General features: G+C 59.3%; 20 protein-coding genes. 11 read left to right on the forward strand and 9 right to left on the reverse strand.

Annotated features, from left to right (window positions below):
• Positions 1–30 precede the first annotated feature (30 nt).
• The 3 genes from GGD46_RS19855 to GGD46_RS19865 form a co-directional block, all read right to left on the reverse strand.
• Positions 31–1020, reverse strand: a complete 990-nt coding sequence (locus GGD46_RS19855) for a substrate-binding domain-containing protein (protein WP_184707037.1) — start codon at positions 1018–1020, stop codon at positions 31–33.
• 84 nt (positions 1021–1104) lie between these two features.
• Positions 1105–2109, reverse strand: a complete 1005-nt coding sequence (locus tag GGD46_RS19860; protein WP_184707039.1) for an ABC transporter permease — start codon at positions 2107–2109, stop codon at positions 1105–1107.
• A gap of 55 nt (positions 2110–2164) precedes the next feature.
• On the reverse strand, positions 2165–3643 hold the full coding sequence (locus GGD46_RS19865) for a sugar ABC transporter ATP-binding protein (RefSeq protein WP_184707041.1): 1479 nt from the start codon (positions 3641–3643) through the stop codon (positions 2165–2167).
• A gap of 526 nt (positions 3644–4169) precedes the next feature.
• Between GGD46_RS19865 and GGD46_RS19870 the strand changes: the two genes are divergently transcribed.
• The 4 genes from GGD46_RS19870 to GGD46_RS19885 all read left to right on the forward strand — a co-directional run bounded on the left by GGD46_RS19870 (position 4170) and on the right by GGD46_RS19885 (position 8021).
• Complete coding sequence (locus tag GGD46_RS19870) at positions 4170–4886, forward strand: FadR/GntR family transcriptional regulator (RefSeq protein ID WP_184707043.1); 717 nt, start codon at positions 4170–4172, stop codon at positions 4884–4886.
• 64 nt (positions 4887–4950) lie between these two features.
• On the forward strand, positions 4951–5925 hold the full coding sequence (locus GGD46_RS19875) for a mannonate dehydratase (RefSeq protein WP_184707046.1): 975 nt from the start codon (positions 4951–4953) through the stop codon (positions 5923–5925).
• A gap of 37 nt (positions 5926–5962) precedes the next feature.
• Positions 5963–6865 carry a 5-dehydro-4-deoxyglucarate dehydratase gene (kdgD, locus tag GGD46_RS19880; RefSeq protein ID WP_184707048.1) on the forward strand — a complete coding sequence of 301 codons (903 nt, stop codon included), beginning with the start codon at positions 5963–5965 and terminating at the stop codon, positions 6863–6865.
• A 64-nt stretch (positions 6866–6929) separates the two neighbouring features.
• Entirely contained in the window at positions 6930–8021 is a 1092-nt protein-coding gene (locus GGD46_RS19885) for a beta-propeller fold lactonase family protein (RefSeq protein ID WP_184707050.1), read from the forward strand.
• 31 nt (positions 8022–8052) lie between these two features.
• On the opposite strand, the gene GGD46_RS19890 is transcribed toward GGD46_RS19885, so the two are convergent.
• The gene (locus GGD46_RS19890) at positions 8053–10158 is read right to left on the reverse strand and encodes a bifunctional diguanylate cyclase/phosphodiesterase (RefSeq protein ID WP_246806392.1); all 2106 of its coding nucleotides are present in this window, start codon (positions 10156–10158) and stop codon (positions 8053–8055) included.
• A 187-nt stretch (positions 10159–10345) separates the two neighbouring features.
• A complete protein-coding gene (locus GGD46_RS19895) occupies positions 10346–11038 on the reverse strand; it encodes a response regulator transcription factor (protein ID WP_184707088.1) in 693 nt (230 codons plus the stop codon).
• Between the two features lie 586 nt (positions 11039–11624).
• On the opposite strand from GGD46_RS19895, the gene GGD46_RS19900 reads away from it, so the two are divergent.
• Positions 11625–12539 (forward strand): DMT family transporter, encoded by a 915-nt coding sequence (locus tag GGD46_RS19900; protein WP_184707053.1) that lies wholly within the window; start codon positions 11625–11627, stop codon positions 12537–12539.
• Positions 12540–12828: 289 nt separating this feature from the next.
• Here the strand turns inward: GGD46_RS19900 and GGD46_RS19905 are convergent, their stop codons facing one another.
• On the reverse strand, positions 12829–15231 hold the full coding sequence (locus GGD46_RS19905) for a PIG-L family deacetylase (protein WP_184707054.1): 2403 nt from the start codon (positions 15229–15231) through the stop codon (positions 12829–12831).
• Between the two features lie 17 nt (positions 15232–15248).
• A complete protein-coding gene (locus GGD46_RS19910) occupies positions 15249–16457 on the reverse strand; it encodes an ROK family protein (protein ID WP_184707056.1) in 1209 nt (402 codons plus the stop codon).
• A 293-nt stretch (positions 16458–16750) separates the two neighbouring features.
• Between GGD46_RS19910 and GGD46_RS19915 the strand changes: the two genes are divergently transcribed.
• The 6 genes from GGD46_RS19915 to GGD46_RS19940 all read left to right on the forward strand — a co-directional run bounded on the left by GGD46_RS19915 (position 16751) and on the right by GGD46_RS19940 (position 23345).
• Entirely contained in the window at positions 16751–17998 is a 1248-nt protein-coding gene (locus tag GGD46_RS19915; RefSeq protein WP_184707058.1) for an extracellular solute-binding protein, read from the forward strand.
• Positions 17999–18092: 94 nt separating this feature from the next.
• A complete protein-coding gene (locus GGD46_RS19920; RefSeq protein ID WP_246806393.1) occupies positions 18093–19037 on the forward strand; it encodes a carbohydrate ABC transporter permease in 945 nt (314 codons plus the stop codon).
• Positions 19034–19885, forward strand: a complete 852-nt coding sequence (locus GGD46_RS19925; RefSeq protein ID WP_184707060.1) for a carbohydrate ABC transporter permease — start codon at positions 19034–19036, stop codon at positions 19883–19885. The genes GGD46_RS19920 and GGD46_RS19925 overlap by 4 nt, the downstream gene beginning before the upstream one ends.
• 3 nt (positions 19886–19888) lie before the next feature.
• Positions 19889–21403, forward strand: a complete 1515-nt coding sequence (gene argH, locus GGD46_RS19930) for an argininosuccinate lyase (protein ID WP_184707062.1) — start codon at positions 19889–19891, stop codon at positions 21401–21403.
• Positions 21403–22437 carry an ABC transporter ATP-binding protein gene (locus GGD46_RS19935; protein ID WP_184707064.1) on the forward strand — a complete coding sequence of 345 codons (1035 nt, stop codon included), beginning with the start codon at positions 21403–21405 and terminating at the stop codon, positions 22435–22437. The genes argH and GGD46_RS19935 overlap by 1 nt, the downstream gene beginning before the upstream one ends.
• Entirely contained in the window at positions 22434–23345 is a 912-nt protein-coding gene (locus GGD46_RS19940) for a carbohydrate kinase family protein (RefSeq protein WP_184707066.1), read from the forward strand. Before GGD46_RS19935 ends, GGD46_RS19940 begins: the two co-directional genes overlap by 4 nt.
• 144 nt (positions 23346–23489) lie before the next feature.
• On the opposite strand, the gene GGD46_RS19945 is transcribed toward GGD46_RS19940, so the two are convergent.
• Entirely contained in the window at positions 23490–25241 is a 1752-nt protein-coding gene (locus tag GGD46_RS19945) for a phospholipase D-like domain-containing protein (RefSeq protein ID WP_184707068.1), read from the reverse strand.
• Positions 25242–25459: 218 nt separating this feature from the next.
• Positions 25460–25710, reverse strand: a 251-nt coding sequence (locus GGD46_RS33645) for a hypothetical protein (protein ID WP_210325641.1), incomplete at its 5' end; no start/stop codon positions are given.

Here is a 25710-nt window from a genome sequence, read left to right on the forward strand (position 1 = left end):
GGGCGAGATGTTCGCCCCGCCGCAATGATCTTACTTGCGGGTCTCGAGCAGCTTGTCCACGTTCCCGGTCGTTACCGGGGTCCACGGAACATTGTAGTTCTTGTCCTTGCCATCGTTGAATGGCATGGCCGGATACTGTTCCCAGATCTTCGATTCCGGTTTGTAGCTGCCCTTCTTGGCGGCGAAGATCGCGAGGTCGAGTGCGCCCTGGGCCTGAGCGCTTGCGTCCTGAAGGATCGAGGTCATCGTTCCCTGCTTGACGGCGTGAAGCGCATCGGTGATGCCATCGATACCGGCAATGGCGAAGTCCTTGACGTTGAGCTTGGCTGCCTTGATCGCTTCGATCGCGCCAAGTGCCATCTCGTCATTCTGGCCGATAACGCCATTGATCTGGCCCGGATGCGAGGTCAGCCAGTTTTCCATCAGCGTCTGGGCTTCGGCACGCGACCAGTTGGCGGTCTGATCTTCGAGGACCTTTACATTCGGGCACTCGGCAAGCGCCTTCTTGTTGCCTTCGAGGCGGGAGATCTGCGCCGACTGGCCGATCGGGCCTTCGAGAATGACGACATTACCCTTGCAGCCGATCTTGTCGAGCACGGTCTTGGCTTCCATGTAGCCGGAGATCGTGTCGTCGGAGCCGACATAGGAGGTCAGGAGATCGGAGTTGACACGAGTGTTCGAGCCGACGACCGGGATGCCGGCGTCGTGCGCGGCCTGAACGGCGGTCGCTGCGGCTTCGATATCGATCGGCACGAAGATGATCGCGTCGAACTTCTGCGTGATCATGGTGTTGACCTGTTCCTGTTGAACGAGCGCGTCGTAGCGGCCGTCGAAGATGGTCAGGTCGACGTTACCGTTCTTGACGGCGGGATGTTCTTTCAGCGCTGCCGACCAGATCTGCATGAACTCGGCGTTGAGGCCGTAAGGTGCCGCGCCGATCTTCAGCTTCTTTTCCTGCGCCAAAGTTGGCGACGCCAGGAGTGCGGTCGCTGCAGCAAGAGCAATAAGCAATTTCTTCATTACAATTCTCCTCCGTTGGAAGTTCGGCGGCCGACGTGACACGCCGTTTGGTTTGCAAGTGCGAACACTGCGAATTTTTCGGGTTCAGCCGCCCAGATTTCTCTTTTGGTCGAGCATGACGGCGCCGACGATCAGCGCGCCCTTGAGGACCTGCTGGTAGTAGGATTGGATCCCCATCAGATCGAGGCCGTTGTTCATGACGCCGATGATCAGGGCGCCGATCAGCGTGCCGGTGATGCGGCCGACGCCGCCGGAAAGACTGGTTCCGCCAATCACCACGGCTGCGATCGCATCAAGCTCGTAGGCGATGCCGGCCTGCGGCAGAGCGGAACCGGTGCGGGCCGCAAGGATCATGCCTGCTAGGCCGGAAAGACCGCCGGAAATGACATAAACGAGGAAGCGCAGCTTGCTGACATTGATGCCCGAGGTGATGGCAGCATGCGGGTTGCCGCCGACGGCATAGATGTAGCGGCCGAAGCGGGTGCGGTTGAGGACCCACCAGGCGACAATGAACACGATGGCAAGCAGGATGACAGGCATCGGAATGGAGAGGACGCTGCCGGTGCCGATCCAGCGGAAATCGGGGGTGAGAGCCGGAACCGGCTTGCCGCCGCCATAGATGAGTGTGAGGCCGCGGGCGGCAGACAGCATGCCGAGCGTCGCAACGAAGGCAGGCACGGCAAAGCGCGAAACGATGAGGCCGACGACGGCGCCGCAGGCGACGCCTACGAGCAGGCCGACTGCTAGCGCGACATAGGGCGGATAGGGCGCGCCGACGATGCCAGCCGTCGCCGAAGTCGTTGCGAAGCTCGCGCTCACAATACCGGTGAGTGCGACGACCGAGCCGACGGACAAATCGATGCCGCGGGTCAGGATCACGAATGTCATGCCGATTGCCAGCACGCCGTTGATCGAGGTCTGCAGCAACACGTTGGAGATATTGCCGGCCGTCAGGAAGTACTGGTTCGAGAAGGAAAGGACGACCGCGAGCAGCAGGAAGGCGAGAAAGATCCCGTATTCCTGAATGATCAATCTGCGGCGGTCCGAGCTGAACCAGGAATTGGATTGATTATTGTCGGTGGCGGACATTGCAAATACCTCTTGTTGCCGGGCGCTTCATTCTGGGCTTCGTGGTCTGTCGTCGTCAGGTCGACAGATGCACGAGCGATTGCGCGTCGGCCTCCTCCCTCTTGAGAATTCCTGCAGCGCGCCCTTGGCGCATCACCAGGATGCGGTCAGACATGCCGAGAACCTCGTCTATTTCGGATGAGATCATGATGACTGTGCCGCCCTCGGCGGCGAACTCGCAGATGATGCGATAGATTTCGCGCTTGGCGCCGACATCGACGCCGCGGGTCGGCTCATCGAGCAGCAGCACTTTCGGCTTGCGCAGGAACCACTTGCCAAGCACGACTTTCTGCTGATTGCCGCCTGAAAGGCCGGAGACGGGCATGCTGTCGCGCGCCGTCTTGATGCCAAATCGCTGGATCATGTCCTGGCTGGCGCTGGCTTCGGCCCGGCGATCCATCGAGAAATGCGGGCTCATTTCGGGAAGGCTTGCCAAGCAGATGTTGTTGCGCACGCTGTCGATCAGATTGAGACCCGTGAGTTTGCGGTCTTCCGTCACGAACGCGATGCCGTGCCGCATGGCTTCGGCGGGCTTGCGAACGACGATGGGGTCGCCGGCAAGCTTGACCTGGCCGCTGCTGACTGCGTCGACGCCGAAGATACAGTTGAAGATTTCGGTTCGACCCGATCCCATCAGGCCGTAAATGCCGAAGATTTCGCCCTGGTGAGCGGTAAACGAGATGTCGTTGACCTTACCTGCGGCCGTCAGGCCAGCGACTTCCAGCCCTGGTGTTGCTGTCGGCACGTTCGTCTTGATGTATTCCTCGCCGAGCTCGCGGCCGACGATCATGCGGATGAGGCCGGGCCGATCGATATCGGCAAGAGCGCCGCTGCCGACATGGGCGCCATCGCGGAAGGCCGTGTAGGAATCGGCGATCTGGAAGATTTCTGACAGGCGGTGCGAGACATAGACAACCCCTTTGCCTTCCGCTTTCAGCCTCTCGATGGTCGCAAAGAGCTGCTGCGCTTCTTTCTCACCGATCGCCGAGGTGGGCTCGTCCATGAAGATCACTTCAGCATCGTGGCTGAGCGCCTTGGCGATCTCGACCAACTGAACCTGGGCAACCGAAAGGTTCATCATGAATTGGGTGGCGCGAATGTTGAACTGCAGCCGATCGAGCAGCGCCTGCGCGTTGCGGTTCATCGTCTTGAAATCGATGCCGCCGAAGCGGGCAGACGGCTCACGACCGAGATAGATATTTTCCGCAACCGTCATATGCGGAATGGGGCTGAGTTCCTGCTCGATGATGGCAATGCCAGCGGCAAGCGCGTCGGCGGGGCTCGCATATTCCACTTCTTTGCCGCGTCGGCGAATGGAGCCGGCATCGCGCTTGTGAATGCCCATCAGGATCTTGAGGAATGTCGATTTGCCCGCGCCATTACCGCCGCACAGGGCGTGAACCGAGCCGGAGCGCAACTGAAAGCGGCCATCGCGCAATGCGGCAACGCCGCCAAAGGACTTCTTCAGCCCCTCTACTTCAAGCAGGAATTCCACGTTCCCCTCCGCACTCTGGATGCCGGGCCAAAAGATCGATCGGAACCGAGCTTTGTCGTCGAGCACTGATATTTACAATATTCGAGTTGCTTTCGACAAATGTCAATATAGCAATTTCGGAATCGGCTTTGCGATGCCGCAGTGCGCCCCTGGGCGTCGTCGGTATTCCTGATAAATGACTTCCGGAAACGGAAGTATCATTTTGAATTAAAACAGATAAATCATCGCAAGCATTGAATTTCGCGAGGCAATTTCGTAACGATTGACTGACGGGTCAGATCGTAGCGGTTGGTCGACGCGCCCGTTGTCGACGTACCCGATCATGGTCCGGGCTGCGCCGGTGGTGGCAGATGGGGAGCTACCCCAAGGGGTATGCCGTTGGCGCGGGAGCATCGGTCATGCGGAGAGCTCGTCGTGACCCGTCGATTGCGGGAGAGGCCGACTTTATGTCATATTATGATTAGGCAAGTGAGCATACGACGAAGGTCTATCAGGATCGGTATGTCGCTGTGCGGAGAGGAAGAGAATGACGACATCAGGCCGGGGACGGCAGAGATTGGCTCAGCAGGTCATCGACCAACTGCGTCAGCAGATCGAAGCCGGTAGACTTCAGGCGGGCGACCAGCTCCCGACCGAGCCACAGTTGGAGGCGACATTCGGCGTCAGTCGCACGGTCGTGCGCGAAGCGATCGCCGATCTGAGAGCCGCCGGCTTTGTCAAACCCATCCAGGGCAAAGGAGTATTCGTTTCCGAGGCGACCGCAAGATCCGGTCAGCTATTGACGCCCATCGAGGTCAAAAGCATCCCCGAGACGCTGGAGTTGCTTGAGTTCCGCATGGCGGCCGAAGGTGAGGCGGCCGCAATAGCAGCTTATCGCAGAACTGCCGAGCAGGAGGCGGCGATCGCCGCCGCCAATCGAAAGATGGCTGCGCTCATAGAGCAAGGGCTTTCGACGATCGAGGCGGACTATGAGTTTCATCTCGCCGTTGCGAATGCCACCAACAACCGCTTTTACGTCGACGTGCTCAGGCATTTCGGTCTGCGAACCATCCCGCGCGGGCAATTTCCGACCCTGCCGGAAGCCAATGATCGTGCCTATCTAATGAGGGTTCATGCCGAACATGCCGCGATCCTCGAAGCAATTGCCGATCAGGATCCAGAGCGTGCGCGTCAGGCAATGCGTGCGCATATGACAGCAAGCCAGCGGCGCTACCGGCAATTAGCGGAACAGCGGCCGCAATAGGGCTCGACTCTCTTTTTGAGTCATATTATGTCATATGATATGAGTCCCACGGGAGGTGCGGTGAGTGTACTTGGGAACGCAGGTCGAGGCGCGCGACGACGATGACTATCGGGTTTTCGCGCAACTGGGGGTAAAGCATATCTGTGCCGACCCTCCGGGAAAGCCGGCTAGCTGGACGTTGTCTGATCTCGAGCGGCATCGCGACAAGATCGAGAGTTTCGGATTGATTCTGGATATGATCCAGCTTCCTTTGCCATCCCAATCGATCGAGAACGCGTCCTATCCCGACATTCTGCTCGCTGGGCCGGATCGCGATCGTCAGATCGATGCGGTCTGCAAGTTGATCGAAGATGTCGCAGCGGCCGGCATCCCCTCGGCAAAATACAATCTCAACCTCATCGGGATTCCACGCACCCCGGACGAACCCGGTCGGGGAGGCTCGATGAATGCGAGTTTTCGCTGGGACAAGACCGACCAGCAGGCAGCACCCGGCCTTGCCGGCGTCTTGTCGGAGGACGAGAATTGGGAGCGGATCGACTATTTTCTGGAACGCGTCGTTCCGGTGGCGACAAGCAATCGTGTCCGTCTGGCATGTCATCCGCATGATCCGTACACCCCGCCCGGATATCGTGGCGTAACGCGCGTGCTGGGCTCCGTTGAAGGGTTGAAGAAATTCGTTCTCATGCGGGAAAGCCCGTATCACGGACTGAACTTCTGTCAGGGCTCGGTCGGCGAGATGCTCGATAATCCAGGCGAGGAGATCAACGACATCATTCGCTGGTTCGGCACGCGCAACAAGATCTTCAACGTCCACTTCCGCAACATCCGTGGCGGCAAGCTGTCTTTCATGGAAACCTTCCCCGAGGAAGGCGACATGGATATGGCCCGTTCCGTCCGGGTCTATCGGGAGGTCGGCTATGAATACATGTTGATGCCGGATCATGTCCCGGCCATCAGCGGCCGCGACCCCACAGGCGTCGCCTTTGCCTTTTGCTACGGCTATATCGCCGCACTTTTGCAGACGCTCGGTCAGGGCTGAGACTGGATTTGTCCGTTGAACAAAAGAGGATTTCGCCATGAACCCGAATGAACTGAAGCAGGCCGTCGGCAGTGGACTGCTGTCCTTTCCAGTCACGCATTTCAATCAGGATCTCTCATTCGACGAGGCCCAATATCGCAATCACGTCGAATGGCTGGCAGGTTACGATGCTGCGGCACTGTTTGCTGCCGGCGGTACCGGCGAGTTTTTCTCCCTCAATCCCGCGGAAGTTCCGCAGGTGGTTCGTGCAGCCAAGGCTGCAGCCGGCAGCACGCCGATCGTTTCTGGAACCGGCTATGGTACGTCGCTTGCCGTAGACATCGCAAGGTCGGCGGAGAAGGCCGGTGCCGACGGTTTGCTATTGCTGCCGCCCTATTTGATGTTTGCCGAGCAGGTCGGTTTGATCGCCCATGTAAAAGCGGTCTGTAAGGCCGTCGGTATCGGCGTCATCGTCTACAATCGCGACAACGCCGTACTCACAGCCGAAAGCTTGGCGCGATTGGCCGACGAGTGCCCCAATCTCATTGGTTACAAGGACGGCGTCGGTGATGTCGACAAGGTGATCGAGATTACGACGACGCTCAAAGATCGGCTGGTCTATGTCGGCGGTATGCCAACCCATGAGGTCTATGCGCAGGCCTATTTCGCCGCTGGCGTGACGACCTATTCGTCCGCGGTTTTCAATTTCGTACCCGCGCTGGCCCAGCGGTTCTACGCCGCTTTGCGTGTGGGAGATCAGTCGACGGTGGACGCGATCCTCAAGGGTTTCTTTTTCCCATTGGTCAGCTTGCGCAATCGCAGAAAAGGTTATGCCGTGTCGATCATCAAAGCGGGGCTGCGTGTTCTCGGCCGGGATCCTGGCCCCGTCCGGCCTCCGTTGATCGATCTGACCGCAGAGGAAATGGTGATGCTGGAGAAGATTGTCACCACCGCCGGATGATCTTCGTTAGAAAAGTAGCTCGAGAGGCAGCGAGGCTGGCTACCCGAGCTTGAGGAAAGCGACAATGCTTCAATCTTCGCCCAACGGCTCCGGCCGGACCTTCGTCTATGTTTCCGCGGCAGTCGCGGGGACGGTCGACATATACGAAATGGACAGGATGAACGGCGCTCTCTCTTGGATATCCTCCTTCGATGCCGGCGGAATGGCCATGCCGATGGCCGTTGGCGCGGATAAGGGACATCTCTATGTCGCCATCCGTTCGCAGCCCTATCGCCTGTTGACGTTGGCAATAGATCCGGAGACCGGCAGGCTGGAGCAGAGGGCCACAGCCCCTTTGTCCGACAGTATGGCTTACATTGCCACCGAGCCATCGGGCCGATTGCTTCTCGCGGCATCCTATGGTGGCGACAAAGTTGCGGCACTCGCGATCACCAAGGACGGGCTTGTTACAGAGGGAGAGCGGCAGACAATCCCCACGGGACGCAACGCCCATTCGATCCTCAGCGATCGGAGCGGCAGATATGTCTTTGCGACAAATCTCGGTTCCGACGCCATTTTGCAATTCGTCGTCGATCCGGAAAGCGGCGTGTTGGCAGCCAATGAGCCGGCGAGAATCTCGACGGGGCAGGGTTTCGGCCCACGGCACATTGCGCTCTCGCCGGACAACAAATTTCTCTATGTCCTGACGGAGCTGACGGGACATGTGATCCATTATGTGCTGGATCCGTCCGATGGAACGCTGACTGAGGTCGAGAGCGTTGCATCCGCCCCCTGTGACGCTGGACTGTCTCCCGGTGTCGCGCCATCGGTTAAGGCTCCGGTGGATGACGGCAAGCCGAAAGTATGGGCTGCCGACATCGGCATCACGCCCAATGGCAAGTTTCTCTATACGACCGAACGAACCACAAGCACGATCGCACTCTTTCGCGCGCATGAGGAAAGCGGCAGACTGACTTACGTCACCAGCTATCCGACGGAGCAGCAGCCGCGCGGCATACGCATCGACCCATCCGGTTGCTTTCTGGTGGCATCAGGCGAAAAGTCAGACCGGCTCTCGGTCTATGCCATCGACAGGGATGGTGGCGAACTTGATATCGTCGGTCGATACCCGGTCAGCGCCGGCGCGAACTGGATCGAAATCGTGACGTTTGCCTGATGCTGCCGGCTGGCATTGCCGATGATTATGGTCAATCGCCATCCCTCTGTGTCGTCATCTGCAGAATGAGGTCTTCAACCTCGGAAGGAGGCAGGGGTCTGGCAAGCAGGTAGCCTTGGAACATTTCGCATCCGGCGCCTGCGAGAAAATGCGCCTGTTCTTCGGTTTCAACGCCTTCGGCGACAACTTCGAGTTCCAGCGTCCTGCCAAGCGATACGATGGCGGCGGTAATTGCCATGTCGCCGGCCTTGTGCGGGATATCCGCGATAAAGGATCTGTCGATCTTCAAGCGCGACAACGGAAACCGTCTGAGGGTGCTAAGGCTCGAATATCCGGTGCCGAAATCGTCGATCGCAAGGCTGACGCCAAGTTGCTTCAGCTCGCGCATGCGCTCTATGGCGCCCTCAAGATCGCGCATGATCAGACTCTCCGTCAGCTCAAGCTCTAGCCAACGGGGATCGAGCCCGGCGGATTGAAGCGCTGATGACACCTGATCCGTCAGCGAGCGTTCGAGAAATTGCCGTGCCGATACGTTCACGGCCACTCGCAGCATGGCAAGGCCACGGTCCTGCCAGTTTCGGTTCTGCTGGCAAGCCTTGCGCAAAACGATATCGCCGATCGCGACGATGAGCCCCGTCTCTTCGGCCAGGGGGATGAACGCGCCCGGAAGCAGCAGGCCTTCAGCCGGGTGTTGCCATCGCACCAGCGCTTCAACGCCGATTATCCTGCCGGTGCGGATGTCCTTTTGAGGTTGATAATGGAGTACGAACTCGTCTCGTTCCACGGCGCGCCGGAGCTCTTCGATGCGGACGAGCTTGTTGCGCGCTTCTTCTCCCATGGCATGCGTGAACAGCTGAATGCGGTCGCGGCCGGATTCCTTGGCGCGATAGAGCGCCATGTCGGCACTGGCAAACAATTCGGATGCCGTGTCTCCGTGTTCGCCGGAACATGCAACACCAATGCTGCAGGTAACACGAATTTCGACGCCGTCTATCGTTAAAGGTGCGGAAATCGCCTCAAGAATGGCGCGCAAGCGTTCGGACATCGGAACGGAGGTTTCCTCCAGAACGATGATGAACTCATCGCCGCCGATCCGTGAGACGATGCCGTCGTTTCGGATCTGTGTCGATATTCGCCGCGCGACGACCTTCAGTAATTCGTCACCGGCCGCATGGCCGAGACTGTCGTTGACGAACTTGAAATTATCGAGGTCGACGAAAGCGACAGCGACGCATTTCTGCTGGCGGGAGGATTTTTCCAGAAGCTCTCCGAGCTTGCGGTCGAGCAGCGTGCGGTTCGGCAGGCCTGTAAGAGCGTCGTGCTCCGCCAGATAGGCTATGTGGGTGATGTCCTGGTGGCGATCGATGGCAATTCCCGCCGTCTGCGCCACGCCTGCGAGGAATTCCATGAGGCCGGCGTCATCATTGTCCCAGGCCTTGGCGACCATCAAGACACCATGCCGGCCCCCGTCGCGCGACAGGATGGGAAATTCGACGGCCTCCTCCGTGAAAACCTCGGCTTGCCTGTCATCGACTTGGAAATGGACGCGCCTTCCATCGAGCAATCTCTCGAGAAGCGCTTGGGCGTCTCTGAGAAATGATCCGAGATCGACGCCTCTTGCCACATCCTGCAAGAGTCTTGTCTGCGTGCTCATCAACTCCTCTGCGCGCTTGCGAGCGGAGATATCCCTGGAAGCACCCACCACGCCGATAATGTTACCGCTCCGGTCCCGCAGCGGCACGCGCGACATCATCAGCCATCCTTCGCCTCGGATGCGCCTCTCTTCGACGCCGAGATCGGGCTCGCCCGTTTCCATGACGCGCCGCTCGACCTCGTCGATCTTCTCGGCGTCGGCTGCCGAGTGGATTTCTGCGTCGGTGAGGCCGATCAGCTCTTCGACATTGTTGAAATCATTATTGATGACAATGGCTCGATTGGCGAAAAGAAAACGGCCATCTCTGTCCTTGGCATAGATGAAGTCCGGAACATAGTTGATCATCGTCTCGAGCCATTCATATCGCTCGGTGAGCGACAGATGCTGCTCCTGCAGCGCATCGAACCGTTGGAGGAGGCACTCATCGCCTCCGTTCGAACCAGCGTTCATCGATTTCGACGGTCTACCCGGCTGTCGCGTCATCTGCGGCTCTCTCATTTGTCGATGGACAATAGCGAGAACCAGTTATTCAACCGTGAAAAAGCCGCATCCATTCCGACTGTCATAAATATTGAGTTAAAGCGGAGGTGCGAGAACTGGGGGGAGGCGTTGAGGTTTGCCCCGCCGATTGTAGCGGATCGAAAAATTATGCGCCGGGCGTTTTTGACCGTCAGGATGCGATGGCGGTCTGCACTCTTGATCGGATTAGATAGCCAAGATTGCGCACGGCCCTTATTTCGACGGCAGCTCCGGCAAGCACAAGCTTCTTTCGAATACGGGAGATGTGCGCGTCGAGCGCATTCGACTCGATTTCGTCTTCCAGCGTATAGACCGCGTCGATCAGATTGGGCCTCGTGACGATACGGTTCGGGCGGCGCAACAGGGCTTCAAGCACCAGATACTCACGCCGTGAAAATTCGATCACCGATCCGGCGATGCAGATTTCATTGCTCCGAGGGTCGATGGTCAGATTGCCGAAGTCCAGATTCCGATCAGAAACCAACGGACCTCGCCTGCGCAGTGCCCGCAGCCGGGCAAGCAATTCTTCGAGCGCGAACGGTCTGGCAAGATAGTCGTCGGCGCCGCAATCCAGACCATCCACACGATGATCGACACTGCCGAGGGCGGTCAGTATGAGGATCGGCACGGGATGCCTGCGTTGGCGAAGTGTTGCGACGAAATCCAGACCCTCGCCATCCGGCAGACGGCGATCCAGCACGAGGGCATCATAAGTACCGGTACAGATCATGGCATCGGCGTCGGCGATGGTGCGAACGTGGTCAGCCAGCACATCACGACGTCGCAGTGCATCAAGCAAGGCTCGGGTCATTTTGGGTTCGTCTTCAAGCAGCAGAATTTTCAAGGGCGTCTCACGGGGTAGGTGAAAGCTGTTCATCGTCATTCAAGGCCGACCGGTTGAAGAGAGTTACCGCTCGTGCCGATACCGACCGGGTGCCTTCCGGAAGACGGGCGCTGGGACGAGTAGCCAGCCGGCAAGCTTTGGCTCGCCGGTGTCTCTTCCTTGGCCGCGGTGGCTAGGTCGTCAGCGCAACCAAAAAACTGCAATGGAAGTGTCCACATGCCGTCTCTCCCGGAGATCCGAATGCCGGCATTATGGCTTGCCATTGTCAAGAAACGGAGGAGGTCTCGTGAAGACCGGTCTGGTCGTTACTGCACCGCCGGTATCGGAATCGGAGCCGGTTTCAAAGGATGCAGCGTGGACCATTGACGATTGGGAGTCACATTTCGAATGGCTGTCGCGGCGAACGCTTTCCAACGAAGGCGAGACAGGGATCCGTCGGTTTTGAGACCTGACGGCATCGCTTCCGTCAGCGTGACAACCGTCGGGAGTTCGTTCAACCAAAACGGGTGCGAGTGTGCCTTGCGGGACCGGAGCAAAACCGGCTAAAGCCCGTCTAGCGAAGTCTAGATTCTGCAGAGGACACATTATGAATTCCAGCAAAGCGGGCGCGAATAGCAATCTCGTGCTTGTCGGCGTGCTTCTGATGGTTCTCGGCGACTTCATGTTCTCGCTAAATGACGCCATGGGTAAGTGGCTGGTCGCGAGCTTTTCCGTCGGCCAGATTCTGGTGATACGCTCCTTTGGCGCCTTTACCATCCTTGCCCCCATGATCGCGCGGCAAGGAAGCGATGCGCTCTTCCGGATAGAGCATCCACGGTTGCAGGTCTTGCGCGTCGTCATGACGACCGCCGATGTCGCTCTATTCTATGCTGCGGTTGCCTATCTGCCGCTCGCCGATGTCATGACCTTCTACATGGCCGGCCCGATTTATGTTGCGGCGCTCTCGCATTTCTTCCTTGGCGAGAGGATCGGCTGGCGGCGTTGGCTGGCCGTTTTGCTGGGTTTCGTCGGCGTGGTGATCGCGCTGCGGCCCTCAGCGGCTATGCTGTCCTGGCCGTCGATTTTCGGCCTGGGCGGCAGCCTCGCCTTCTCGATGACGCTGATCCTCAGCCGAAAGCTGCGTAATACCAGCGATGCCACGCTCGTCGCCTGGCAGACCGTCGCTGCGCTCGCGACGGGGCTCGTGCTGAGCATCGGCAACTGGCGCTCGGCATCGACGCTGGATTGGGGAGCCATGCTCGCGCTTGGCGTTGTCGCCGGTAGCGCCCACATGCTGATCACTCGCTCCTTGAAACTCGCACCGGCATCCCTGCTCGCGCCGCTGCAATACAGCCTGTTGATCTGGGCGATCGCACTCGGTTTCCTATTCTTCGGAGATATCCCCGATGCGCAGATCATCGTCGGATCGGTCATTATCGTGCTCGCCGGTCTTTTCATTTTCCATCGCAAGAACCTGACCGGGAGCATCCCGCAGGATGCCGTTGCCCGCGACGGGCATTGAAATAGCCCCGCGATGCCGTTCCGCGGTGTGACATGTCGACACCAAAAGAGATTGGACACGGCACCAGAACGATGGCTGCCGAAAGGCTTTCGGGCGGAAAAGCTCCTGCGATCCTTAGGCTGACGATGGGCTGTCCGAGCTGAAGCGCCACGATCAAGGCTGGCCCACCTTTATCCCGCGTCCAAAATCAGGCGGCAAGTCTAGTAAGTCGAAGCGACCACCGGAGGGAGCCTTAGCCAAGGCGGAGAGGTTTGGTGCGTCTACTTGTTCTGTCCGACGCGGTAGCGTTCTATCGGGCAGGCTGGACCAGATTTGCGAGAAGACGAAAGGCGCCGGGCACGAGCCGGTCCAGCTGATGATGCAGGACAAGACTTGTATGCGTATGCCGGCCCTGGCCGATTTCGGCCGAAACCAGCGCGCCGAAAAGGGGTTGTTCGCCATCGTCGTGCATGGACAGGAGAGGCCGGTAGGCATCATTCCAGCTGGAGACGAAATAGAGCCCCCGTTCCTTGTGCCATCCGTTCCAGTCGCTCTCGCTGATGGCGTTCGGTCCGGTGAGCAGAGGGTGTTCCGGCATCAGCATGGTGACGGACGCCTTGGGATTGGTCACGCGCCAACGTAATGAAGGCGAGCCTATCGTAAGCCTTCGTGGCGGCGTGCGATCCGGATGCCATCCATCCGTCGGGCGATGATAGAGCGTGACGAGGTGGCCGCCTTGCTCGACGAAATCATGCAGCCGATCCGTCGCTGCCGCCAGATCGCGCCGCAGGCCGAAGGCGAATATGCCGACCACAATCGTGGAAAATTGCGAGAGATCGCCTGCCAGATGATGCTCTTCGAGTTCGGTGACGTCGAAGCCCATCCGCTTCAGCCAGATGCCGGTATTGTCGGCACCGCCGCCGATGTAGCCGATGCGTGCATCGGGTAGGCGCAGGTCGACCGCGAGTATCTGCAATGCGGTGGGTTCGCGCCAAAGCGTGTTGCCGAGGTGCCGGTAGCTCATCGTGCTCGTCTGCCACGCAGGCCTTCCGTTGACTGTGGGCAGCAGACGAACAAGACCGGGTTTTAATTCCTCCGGTGCTCGTAACTCCACTGTTGCTCCCTCAACCTCAGCGCTCCATCCCTTCTGTGGGCTGAACGCGATCTTGTCCGCCTGACCCTCGGCGACAAGCCCGATCCGCCACCCTGCTATCTGTTGCTGGTGTGTGGATACGACCAAAGCCGGCGGATCCAGCCGAAGTGATGTCGAGGGGACCACGCGGAGTGGCTCTTCCAGATCAAAGCAGGCGACACCATCATGACCGTCAAACGATGCCTTGAGCCGGATGAAGGCTTGACCGCTGCCGCCAAGCGCGCGCCAGGCGGGTTCGAACAGAGGCGAAAGCGGCGCTTGTTGCAAGATGGAGATGGCAAACTTCTCGCGGCCATCCTTCCGGTTGCCGGGAGTAGCGACGCAGCCTCTTGGCAGAACAACTTCGGCCGTCACATCAATATCGCGGACGCCGCTTCCATATTCGACAATGAGGCTGGATTCACCGCCTGAAGCCAGCATGGGTTCATCAAGGCCGGCGCGCTCGAACAGCGAAGATGCCTCCATCAAGGCGGCGTCTACCTCGCGAAGCTTTTGCTCCAACCGATGTCCGTGTCGCCGCAGAAAATCGGCAGGCGAGGCGGTCAGCGCCGCTTTCAGGCTTTTTGCCGCATCGATCAGGCGCTCGATGATAACAGCGCGCTTCGGATAGGCGGCAATGGTATCTTCGATAGCGGCCTGGGCATGGATCAGCATCTGCCCGACCTTTTCGGGCAACCCGTCTGTCGCGGCGAGCGCGGTCAATGATTGAGGAAGGCCAGCGAAGATCGTCTCTTCCGGATAGCTTTCCGGTAATTTCAGATGCAAGGGCCAATTGGACTTTGGCACGTCCGGCCAGCGGCCCATGCCTTGGGTCGCGTGACAGGCGCGGGACCATTCGCCGATCCGGTCATAATCCGCCCCGGTCGCCTCGTCGCGGCCGTACGCATGGACTTCCAGCGTCGCGTCCGGAGGCGGCAGTTCGTCGTCATAGGTATCCCCGCCGCCGGACCATGCCGGCAGATAGAATTTTGCCACCCGCCATGGCCTCAACCCTTCGGCGATGTGTTCTGGATAGGCATTTTCATCTGCCGCAAGCCGTACGGCCTTCTCGGCCGCACGTGTCATTGCGCGGTGATGGCCATGCTGGCCGGGAACATCGAGAAAGGTCGGCAGGACGATGTCCGGGCGTTCGGTGCGATAGGCGCGCACCAGACGCTCAACGATTTTTTCCTCGCCCCAATGCGCGAAGGTGCCGTCGCCATCCTTGGAGAAGCCGAAGTCGTGCACGGTGTCGTCCGGACCATGACCGAGCCAATGGATATCGCAATCAAGAACGCGTGCGGCCTCTTCCATTTCCCGGCTGCGGATCACGCCGAGCGCGCCGCCGCGTTCCGGGCCGAGCGCATTTTGCCCGCCTTCGCCGCGCGTCGAGCAGGCGACAACGACCCTTATGCCGAGTGCGAAGCGGAAATAGGCAATCAGCCCGCTTTGTTCGTCGTCAGGATGCGCGCCCGTGTGCATCAGCGTCACCGTCGATCGCAGTCTGTTCAGTGCCCGATGCAGGCGAACAAGGGCAGGGGACGATTTTTGGCGCTCGATGCGCTGCAGGGCAGTGAGCATGGTTCCTCGCGGACCTCTTACAATTCTGAGTTCATATCCAGCTTCGGCGTCATTGCCTCGAACATCGGCAGGGATGCTGCGCCGAGCGCGGCGGTGAACTGGCCGGTCTGTCCGAGTAGCACGCGCGGCAAGGCACGAGCACGGCGGCTTGCGACGGAAATGGGCAATTCGCCCATGTGTCGGATCAAGTCGTCAATGATGGCATCCGGTAACATGCCGCCGAGAATTACGGTTTCGGGATCAAGGATGTTCTCGATCATGGCGATCATCGGTGCGAGATGATCGGCCGCCTCTTGCAGCCAATTCATCAGCACCGGGTTGCGCTCAGCATGCAGCGTTTCGAGCGCGTCGAAATCCGTGTTTTCAATGCCTGAGGCGTGAAGCTTCTCGCGCAGAGCATGGAGGGAGGCATAGGTCTCGAGGCAGCCCTTCTGGCCACAGGCGCATTGGCGTCCGTTCGGGGTGATGACCACATGGCCGATTTCGCCGGCATTGCCGAACGCGCCGCGATACGGCGCGCCATCCTGAATGAGGCCGAGGCCGATGCCGGCGCCGAAATAGATCATGGCGAAATTGGAGATCGCGTGGCCGGCGCCGAACAGGCGCTCGCCGACAGCCGCGGCGTTCGCGTCGTTTTCGACAATGACCGGCTCGCCACAGGCATTGCTCAGAACTTCCGCAGCATCGATCCCTGACCAGCCCGGCAGGGTCGTAGGCCCGACCGAACTCATGCCTTCGATATCGAAGGGGCCGGGCATGACGACGCCGATACCGAGAAGACGAGCAGGAAAGGCCGCCTTGACGGCATCGACTTCGGCCCGCAACTGCGCCGAAAGCTTTCCGGCGCTGACATCGAGAACGGGACGGACATGCTGCCGGCGCGGCGTGCCGGAAAGATCAAGCACCGTCGTGACCATCTGGGTCGAGCCCATCTCGACGCCGATGGTCATCGCACCCTCGGGATTGACAGCGAACTGGATCGGCGGCTGGCCGCGACCGGTCTTGAGGCGGCCAAGCTGCATCAGGAGATTATCCGCCACCAGCTCGTCGACGATATTGGCAATGGCCTGCGCGGTCAGATGGGTGAGGCGGGCGATGTGCATGCGGCCCAAAGGCCCATGACGGCGCACCACGTCGAGTACGACACGGCGATTATGATCGCGGATCCGTTCCGGGTTTTTACCGAGAGTAACGGCCAGCGGCATCTTTGCCGGTTGCTGTGTCATGGGTCCTCCTGCCTTCCTGAAGGAATAGCGCGCGGCGTTCTTAACAGCAATATATTAATTCAACTAAATTATCTTATTGACAAAACGCGCTTAAAGTTGAAGCGTAAAGGACAGGGTGGCGAGAGCCGCCCGGCTTCATTGCGAAAACATGGTTCTCGCATCGAGCAAGGAGTTGGTGTCGTGCATTCGCTGTGCGGCATATGGTGGAACATGCGGATGGGAGGTGCCTATCCGCAGCCAAGCCTGGCAACCGCATTTTGGAAACCGGCGGATGGGGGCACAAGGGAGGATTTATGCGTAAGCTATTATTGGCAGGTCTGGTTGCAGGGTTCAGTGCCCTTGCGGCCAACGCCGCTCAGGCTGTCGAAATCGAATACTGGCAGTACGTCTTCGAGACGCGCGTCAAGGCGATGGACAAGCTGATCGCAAATTTCGAGAAGGCCAATCCGGACATCAAGGTCAAGCAGGTCACGTTCCCTTACGATGACTATCAGACCCGCGTGATCGCCGCGAAAATGGCGGGCAAAAGCCCTGACGTCATGCAGCTCTTCTACGGCTGGCTCGACAAGTTCGTAGCTGGCGGCATTCTTCAGCCGCTGCCGAAAGACGCCTTCCCGCACGACAAGATCGAAGGCGAATTCTTCCCGATCGTTTCCGCCATGAAGCGCGGTGACGAGTATTACGGGTTGCCGACGGCCGTCCGTTCGCTGGCCCTGTTCTACAACAAGAAGGCGTTCACCGACGCAGGCCTCGATTCGAGCAAGCCGCCGAAGACTCTCGACGAGTTGGTCGAAGCTGCCAAGAAGACGACGAAGCGGGACGCCTCGGGTAATCTCCTGGCTGAAGGCATCACGCTCGACATGCCGGGGCAGGATCAACATTGGTGGCGCGAAGTTTTGGTGCGCCAGTTCGGTGGCCAGCCGTACACCCAGCATGACCGCAAGGTCGCCTATAACGATGCCGCCGGTGAAAAGGCGCTCGGTTTCTATACGAGCCTCCAGACCGAGCATAAGGTCGGCGAAGTCAAGTTCATGGACGAAGGCCAGGCGGCCTTCCGCGCCGGCAAGGCGGCCATGACTATCGACGGCACTTTCCGCCTCGGCTCCTTCCGCAGCATCAAGGATTTCGAATGGGGTGTGACGGAACTCCCGGCCAATGCCGAGGGTGTTCGTTCCAACTATGCCAGCTACTTTGCCAACGGCATCAGCGCCAAGGCAAGTGGTGAGAAGCTGAAGGCCGCCGAGAAGTTCCTGAACTACATCTCCTCGCCGGAAGCGATGGATATCTGGCTGCAGGATGTGGGTGAACTGCCGGCGCGGCGCTCCGCTGCCATGACCGAGAAAAACCTGGCCGATCCGATCTATGGCCCGTTCCTCAAGGGTCTCGAATATGCGCATACCACAATGTTCGCTGATGAACAGAAGCAGCGCCAGATTGCGATCGATATGGCCAACCGCGTGATCCTTGAAAAGCAACCGGTCAAGGATTCCGTCGATCAGGCCGCCAAGGCCGAGCAGACGATACTCGACGCGGCCAAGTAAAGGCCACGGCAAACCGACGAAGCGGCGGATGCCGCTTCGTCTTCTCCTGCCTGTCCACGGCACTGCATTTTCCGCTGCCGAAGGGTTTTGAAACATGACAATGACGGCTGAAACAGGCGGTATGGCGAACCGGCCCTCGGGCAATCGCCTTACGGATCGCCTTTCCATGCGCACACGACGGCTGATCTGGGTATGGAGCTTTCTCGCCCTGCCGATCCTGTTCTATTCGGTGATCCGCTTCTACCCGACGCTGGAAGCCTTTTGGCTTTCTCTCACCGATTGGGATCTTATGAATCCGCCGAAATTTATCGGCATCGCCAATTACCAGAAGCTGTTCTCCGATCCGGAATTCTGGAAGGTGTTCAAGAACACCTTTACATACCTGTTGATCGGCACGCCGATCAGCCTCCTGGTCTCGTTCACCATCGCCTACTTTCTCGACCGTGTGCACTTCATGCACGGGCTCATCCGTGCGCTCTATTTCCTGCCCTATCTGACGACGGCAGCCGCCATGGCGTGGGTCTGGCGTTGGTTCTATCAGCCTGCGCCCATCGGCTTCATCAATAACATTCTCAATGCCGTCGGTCTGCCACAGCAGGGGTTCCTGCGCTCGGTCGATCAAGGGCTCTATGCCATCATGGCAACCTCCATTTGGGCAGGCCTTGGCTTCCAGATCATCATTTTCATGGCCGGTCTGCGCGCGATCCCCAATACGTTCTACGAGGCGGCGCGCATCGACGGTCTCGGCGAATGGGCGATCCTGCGCAAGATCACCATCCCGCTTCTGAAGCCGACCACGGTTTTCCTTGTCGTCTTCTCCTCGATCGGCTTCCTGCGCATCTTCGATCAGGTCTACAACATGACCACAAACGATCCCGGCGGACCGCTCGGTTCGACAAAGCCGCTGGTGCTGATGATCTACCAGACTGCATTTTCCTCCTATGCGATGGGCTATGCGGCTGCGCAGACCGTCGTTCTCTTCACCATCCTGCTTTGTGTCTCGCTGCTGCAGCTCTGGATTCTGAGGGAAAAGAAATGACAATGCCGGCTCAAGCCAAACCTTTGCCGTTCGAGCACCTGCGCCCCGGCCGTATCCTGACATGGACGCTGCTGTTCATCGGCGGCCTCATTATGATCACGCCGCTGGCCTTCATGTTCTCCACCTCGTTGAAGACGGCGGGGCAGGTCTACGATCTGCGCCTGATCCCGGCCGAACCGACGCTGCAAAATTACGTGAGTATTCTCGCTGACGGGCGCTTCCTGCGCTGGTTCATGAATTCCATGATCGTCGCGGTCGTCGTCACGCTGTCGAACGTCTTTTTCGACAGCCTCGTCGGTTACACTCTGGCGAAGTTCCAGTTCCGCGGCCGCTATTTCATCTTCCTTGCCATTCTTTCTACCCTGATGATCCCGACGGAAATGCTTGTCATTCCGTGGTATCTGATGTCGAGCAAGCTCGGCTGGCTGGACAGCTACTGGGGCATCATGTTCCCAGGGATGATGACGGCCTTCGGCACTTTCCTCATGAAGCAGTTCTTCGAAGGCGTTCCGAACGACTTTCTTGAAGCCGCTCGCGTCGACGGCCTCAACGAATTCCAGATCTGGTGGAAAGTGGCGATGCCGCTGGTGACGCCTGCGCTCTCAGCGCTTGCGATCTTCACCTTCCTCGGCAACTGGACCGCATTCTTCTGGCCGTTGATCGTATCCACGAGCCCGGAGCTCTATACCTTGCCGGTCGGGCTTTCGAGCTTTGCCGTCGAGCAGTCCATCCAGTGGGAAATGATCATGACGGGCGCTGCCATCGCTACGCTTCCCACACTCGTCGTCTTCCTTCTTCTACAGCGTTACATCGTCCGCGGTGTCATGCTCGCAGGCCTCAAGGGTTGAACCATGTCCGATCTTGATCCCCGGCTCTCCGATAAAAGCGTTTTCCCCGATCCGGTTTACAAGGAAACCGTTCTTCGTCCGCTTTTCGATGGCGCCAAGACCCACCATGTCGACGGCTTCCGCTGTATCGACCGCGCACATCTGGTGATGCTGACCGAAACAGGCATTCTGGACCGCGAGCAGGCTGCTGCAATCGCGGGCGCATTGGAGGCTATCGATCGGGAGATCGATCCCTCCAAGCTCACTTACACAGGCGAGGTCGAAGACTTCTTCTTCCTCATCGAGAAAGAGCTGAAGGCTCGCATCGGTGCTGACATCGCAGGACGCCTGCACACGGCACGCTCGCGCAACGATATAGATCACACGCTGTTCAAGCTTGGTCTGAAGGAGCGTATCGACACGCTGACATCAAAGGTTCGCAACCTTCTGGATGCGATGATCGCTGCTGCCGAACGTGAGAAGGAGACCCTGATCGTCGCCTATACGCACGGCCAGCCGGCGCAGCCATCGACATTCGGTCATTATCTTTCGGCGGCGATAGAGGTTCTCATTCGCGATCTCGAGCGGTTTGAAGCTGCGCGCGCTATCGTCGATCTGTCCCCCATGGGCGCAGCGGCGATCACGACCTCGGGTTTCCCGATCGATCGCGCGCGCGTCGCCGAGCTGCTGGGCTTTAAGGCTCCCCTGTCCAATTCCTACAGCTGCATCGCCGCTGTAGACTATATCACCTCGACCTATTCGGCGCTGGAATTGATGTTCCTGCACCTCGGCCGCCTCATCCAGGACTTCCAATTCTGGACAAGCTTCGAAGTCGGCCAGATCTACGTGCCACATGCTTTCGTGCAGATCTCCTCGATCATGCCGCAGAAGCGCAATCCGGTACCGGTCGAGCACATGCGCCATCTGGCGAGCCAGACCATGGGCCGGGCGCGCACGGTTCTCGACGTGATGCACAACACGCCATTCACCGACATGAACGATAGCGAAGGCGAGACGCAGCAGATGGGTTACGAGGCATTTGCCTCAGCTGGCCGCGTCCTCGACCTGCTGGCCGCTTTCATCGGCGCGATCCGCATCGACCCGTCGCGCGTTGCCGAAAATATCCGTCGCTCCTGCATCACCATCACGGAACTGGCGGACTCGCTTGTGCGTATCGAGGGTCTTTCGTTCCGGCAGGCTCATGAGATCGCGGCGAAGGTAGCGCGCGCCGTCGTCGCGCTCGGTGGTGGGTTGGAAAAGGATGGCTTCGAGCCGTTCCTTGAGGCATTTCGCGAGGCTACCTCCCGCGAGCCGTCTTTCGATCGTGAGAAGTTCGAGGAGCTGGTCTCGCCGCAGCATTTCGTCGCCGTGCGCGACCGGCTCGGCGGACCGTCACCAAAGGCGATGAACGCGGCGCTTGCGCGGCACAGGGCAGAGGCCGATCGTTTTAAGGCCCTGGCGTCCGGACATGCAGCAAGTGAAGCATCAGCTGCGCGCGAACTTGAAGAGAAATTCAGTGCACTTGTGGAGGCACGCTGATGGCGACCATCGAACTCGAAAAGCTGGTCAAGCGCTATGGCAAGGTCGAAGCCGTTCGGGCTATCGATCTGCAAATCAAGGACGGCGAATTCGTCGTTTTCGTCGGGCCTTCGGGTTGCGGCAAATCGACGACCCTGCGCATGATTGCCGGCCTTGAGGATATTTCCGGCGGTCATCTGAAGATCGGCGGCGCTATCGTCAACGAGCGCGACCCCAAGCAGCGCAACATCGCCATGGTGTTCCAGAACTATGCGATCTATCCGCATATGACCGTGCGTCAGAATATCGGTTTTGGTCTTTATACGTCTAAACTGTCCAAGGCGGAAAAGGACAAGCGGATTGAGGAGACCGGCAAGGCACTCGGCCTGGAGCCTTATCTCGATCGTCGCCCGGCGGCTCTCTCCGGCGGTCAGCGCCAGCGCGTCGCCATCGGCCGCGCCATGGTGCGCAACCCATCTGCCTTCCTCTTTGACGAGCCGCTGTCCAACCTCGATGCGCAGCTGCGTGCGCAGATGCGTATCGAGATCAAGCGACTGCATCAACGCCTGAAGACGACCACCGTTTATGTGACGCACGATCAGGTCGAAGCCATGACCATGGCTGACCGCATCGTCGTCATGCGCGACGGTCGCATTCTGCAGACCGGCACGCCGACCGAGCTCTACGAGAATCCGACCGATGTGTTCACGGCACGCTTCATCGGCAGCCCGTCGATGAACCTGACGGCAGGCCGGCGCAACGGAAGCGGGATCGAGCTTATACCGGATGGCGACGTGCTCGTCGGTGTTCGTCCGCATGATCTGAGGGTCGAGGAGGGCAAACCAGGCGGCCTGTCGCTGCGCGGAACCGTCACGGCCGTGGAGCCGCTTGGCGCGGAAACGCTGGTTCATCTCGATGTCAACGGGGCATCGGTGATCGCAACGGCACCTGGCAAGCTTATCCCCGAGGCCGGCAGCACGCTTTCGGTCTCCGCTCCTGCGGGCAGCCTCTATCTCTTCGATGCCAAGACCGAAAAGAGCCTGGGCCGCTTATGACATCACAACAATTGAACCGTCCGGCGGTCCTCAGCATAGGACGGATTTACTGTGACCTCATTTTCACCGGCCTGCAGTCACTGCCGCAGCCGGGGCGCGAGGTCTTTGCCGAAAATATGAAGTTGGCAGCCGGCGGCGGCGCGTTCATTTCCGCCGCGCATCTCGCTCATGCGGGCAGGGCGGTGGCGCTCGTCGCCCGTCTCGGCCTTGACGGCCTGTCGCGCGGCATCGAGCCGGATCTTGCGATCGATGGCCTGGATCTGCGTTTTCTGGAGCGCGCCGAAGATGCCGGCCCGCAGGTGACGGTGGCAAGCGTGATCGGCAATGATCGCGCATTCCTGTCGCGCCGGGCGGGTGCGGCGCTGCCCGCAACGCTTTCTGATGCACTGCAGTGGAAAGCTGCGGGGCATCTCCATATCGCCGAATTCGCCACACTGCATGAAATCCCGGATTTGGTGCGGCAGGCAAAGTCTACCGGGCTTACCGTTTCGCTCGATCCGAGCTGGGACGAGACGCTGATTTTCGATCCTGGCCTGCTGAAGGCTTGCGAGGGCGTCGATATATTCCTGCCCAATCGCGAAGAGGCGCAGGCTATTACAGGTCACGACGAGCCGGCTAAGGCGCTTGATGTTCTCGCAACGCACTTTCCGATCGTCGCATTGAAGGCGGGAGGCGAGGGCGCTTGGCTTCGCTCAGCCGACACGCAGGCCCATCTGGCTGCGAAAGATGTCCCGGTGGTCGATACGACGGGAGCGGGCGATGCCTTCAATGCCGGGTTTATCGATGCCTGGCTCGAAGGTCACGATGTAAACAGCGCCTTGGCCGCGGGCATCGAATACGGAAGTCTCGCGGTGCAGGCGGCAGGAGGCGCTGCAATCTTGCGTTCTCCGGACCGGATGGCGGGCTGAGGCGGTGCAGGCACGCATTGACGGCTGACTTCAGATTGAAAAGTCAGCCGTCATGGACCTTGCCCGGAGATGGGGCGAGATAGGCCTCTCGTATGGTGGAAATGGTCTCGATCTCCGCCGGACGACCCCAAAAGGCCTGCATGTTTAGTCCTTAGCCGCGCCGTTCTGGAACCATACGTCCAGATCTCTGCGTGCACTGCTGTCCGGCGCGAAATACTTGTCCTGCCAGCTCGCGTCACGACTTAGACCCGAAAAGGCATGGGTGCCGCCCTTCTGGATCATGTAGCGGAAGCGATAGTGATCATAGACATCCAGAACATGAACGGCGTAGGCCTTCGAAAGTTCGTCATGGCCCGAGACGAGCAGCATGTTCTCGTCATTGTTCATGGATGCGCGGTAGCCGAGATTGTGGCTGCCGGTGATTACGACCGAGCCCGGTTGCCCCGGATCGATCACGACAATCTTGTCGTGGATGATGGCATGGGCGCTTGGTCCTGCTTTGAGCAGCTCTCTTTGCCAATAGCCGAACTGATCGTCGATCGCCGACGCCGGCACGACGTCGACCGGCTGCTCGCCGGAGCGATGGATCAGCGTCGTGTTGAACGTCTGGGCCGCGTTGGGGTCAGTCACTGCGCCGCGAATGAAGAGGTCAGGCCTTGCATTTCCGAGGCGGGCAAGCTCGTCGACGATGCTCGGGCTACCGGGTTGGAAGGCAAGGAACACGACAGCCGTCTTGGCTTGCTGCATGAGCTGGTAAACGACTGACAAATCGGGCGGCGGCGGCGCATCCGCAGACAGATGGCTTGGGCGTGCATGCGGAGTGTTCGGCGAGAACCAGACCGTGGCCGCCGCTTGGTCCAAGGCGATGTCAGTCGCACCGGCCTCAGCGTCCGAGCTGCGCAGATCGCGCCCTTGCTTTGCATCGTCATTCTCGGTGTCGGCAAGCAGCCTGTCCCAATAATCCTTGTAGGCTTTTGCCAGCGTTGCATCCTCGACGACCAATGCATTGTTGGATTGGGCACAGACAGCCGTGTCGGTCCAGTTTGTACTGCCCAGCAACACGGCCTGGGGTTCGCCTTGCGCGTCCGCATAGATTATGAACTTGTTGTGGCCGATATGGCCGCCGGGAACAAAGCGATCGAAGATCTGCAGGTTGGGATTGCTGGCGGCTTTCTCGTGTAGCGCTTGCCGCGCCGGATGATTTTCCTGGTCGTCGGGACCAGTGTTCGAAAGGATGATGGACAGTCGTGAAGCCTGAAGCAGTGCTCCTTCCAGCTCGACGTCGTTAAGCTCATACAAGGCGGCATAGCATGTGCCGCCCTCGGTTTCGGCCCGGCGCAGGAGCGAAAGCAGTCCATCGATGAGTTGGCCGGCGAGGTTCTCGCGCAGCGGATCCCCCGGTTGATCGATGCGGCCTTTCAGCGTGACATAATTAGGTGCGCCGCTTGGCCCCGCGGGGATCTGATGAGCCAGGTACTGGGTAGAGAGAATGCCTCTGTTGAAATAGGCGCTGCAATGCCCGTGTTTCTCTGTGAGGGTTACAGGCTGGCTCTCAAGTGGGACGATGCCGGCAATCGCCGCCAGACGCTGTCCATCGACGATCTCGCCGCCGACCGGTGTCACGCGGTAGCGATAGGTTTTGCCGCGTGTCGCGGTAAGATCCTTCCAGCTGAACTTTTGTATCGGCCAGATCCAGGTGTCCTTCATTTGCCAGGCGGGGTTGGTCTCGCCGGTGAAGCCGACCCAGGCGGGAAGTGCTTCCCAGTCGCGAGCGCCTCCTGTGGGCAAGACCTCCGCGCGATCGATCGCGAAGCCTAGACAAGTCTCGATCGGCTTATCGGACCGCCACGCTATCTGAACGACGTCGTTATTGGCCCAGACTGTAATATCGGACATGAAATCGCCCTCCGTGCGATTGTGCGACGAACCTCCACTTTCATCGCTTCAAGAAACAGTCTCACCCCTGCGTGACCGGCCGATGACGGGACATGCCAGCCATGGTCGGCGTATCCCACCCCTTCGGTGGATCTATTCCAGGGTAATCGTCAGGTGGATGCAAAGGGGAGGGAGAGGGGGTGCCGCACGCGTTCAGTCGACATCTTCAATGCGTGATCTCAGGCAGAACGGTTATGATAAGCCGCCGAGCCGCTCCTAAACGCGAGTTTTGGGCGGCACTTGTAGCGAAGATTTGAAATCGTAATGAAATCACTATCTTGTAAGATTTTCGCAATTTCTCTCAGAACTCCTATTGACGGCGGCGCGGTGCATTCTCTATAAGCCCGATCACTGACGAGGGCGGCGGCGCTGCTGGCGACGAAGACCTTCGCTCTAGTGTTTCCTTGATTGGCTGCGATGCTGATTGACG

The organism is Martinezella lusitana (assembly GCF_014207095.1).
Taxonomy (GTDB): Bacteria; Pseudomonadota; Alphaproteobacteria; order Rhizobiales; family Rhizobiaceae; genus Rhizobium; species Rhizobium lusitanum_B.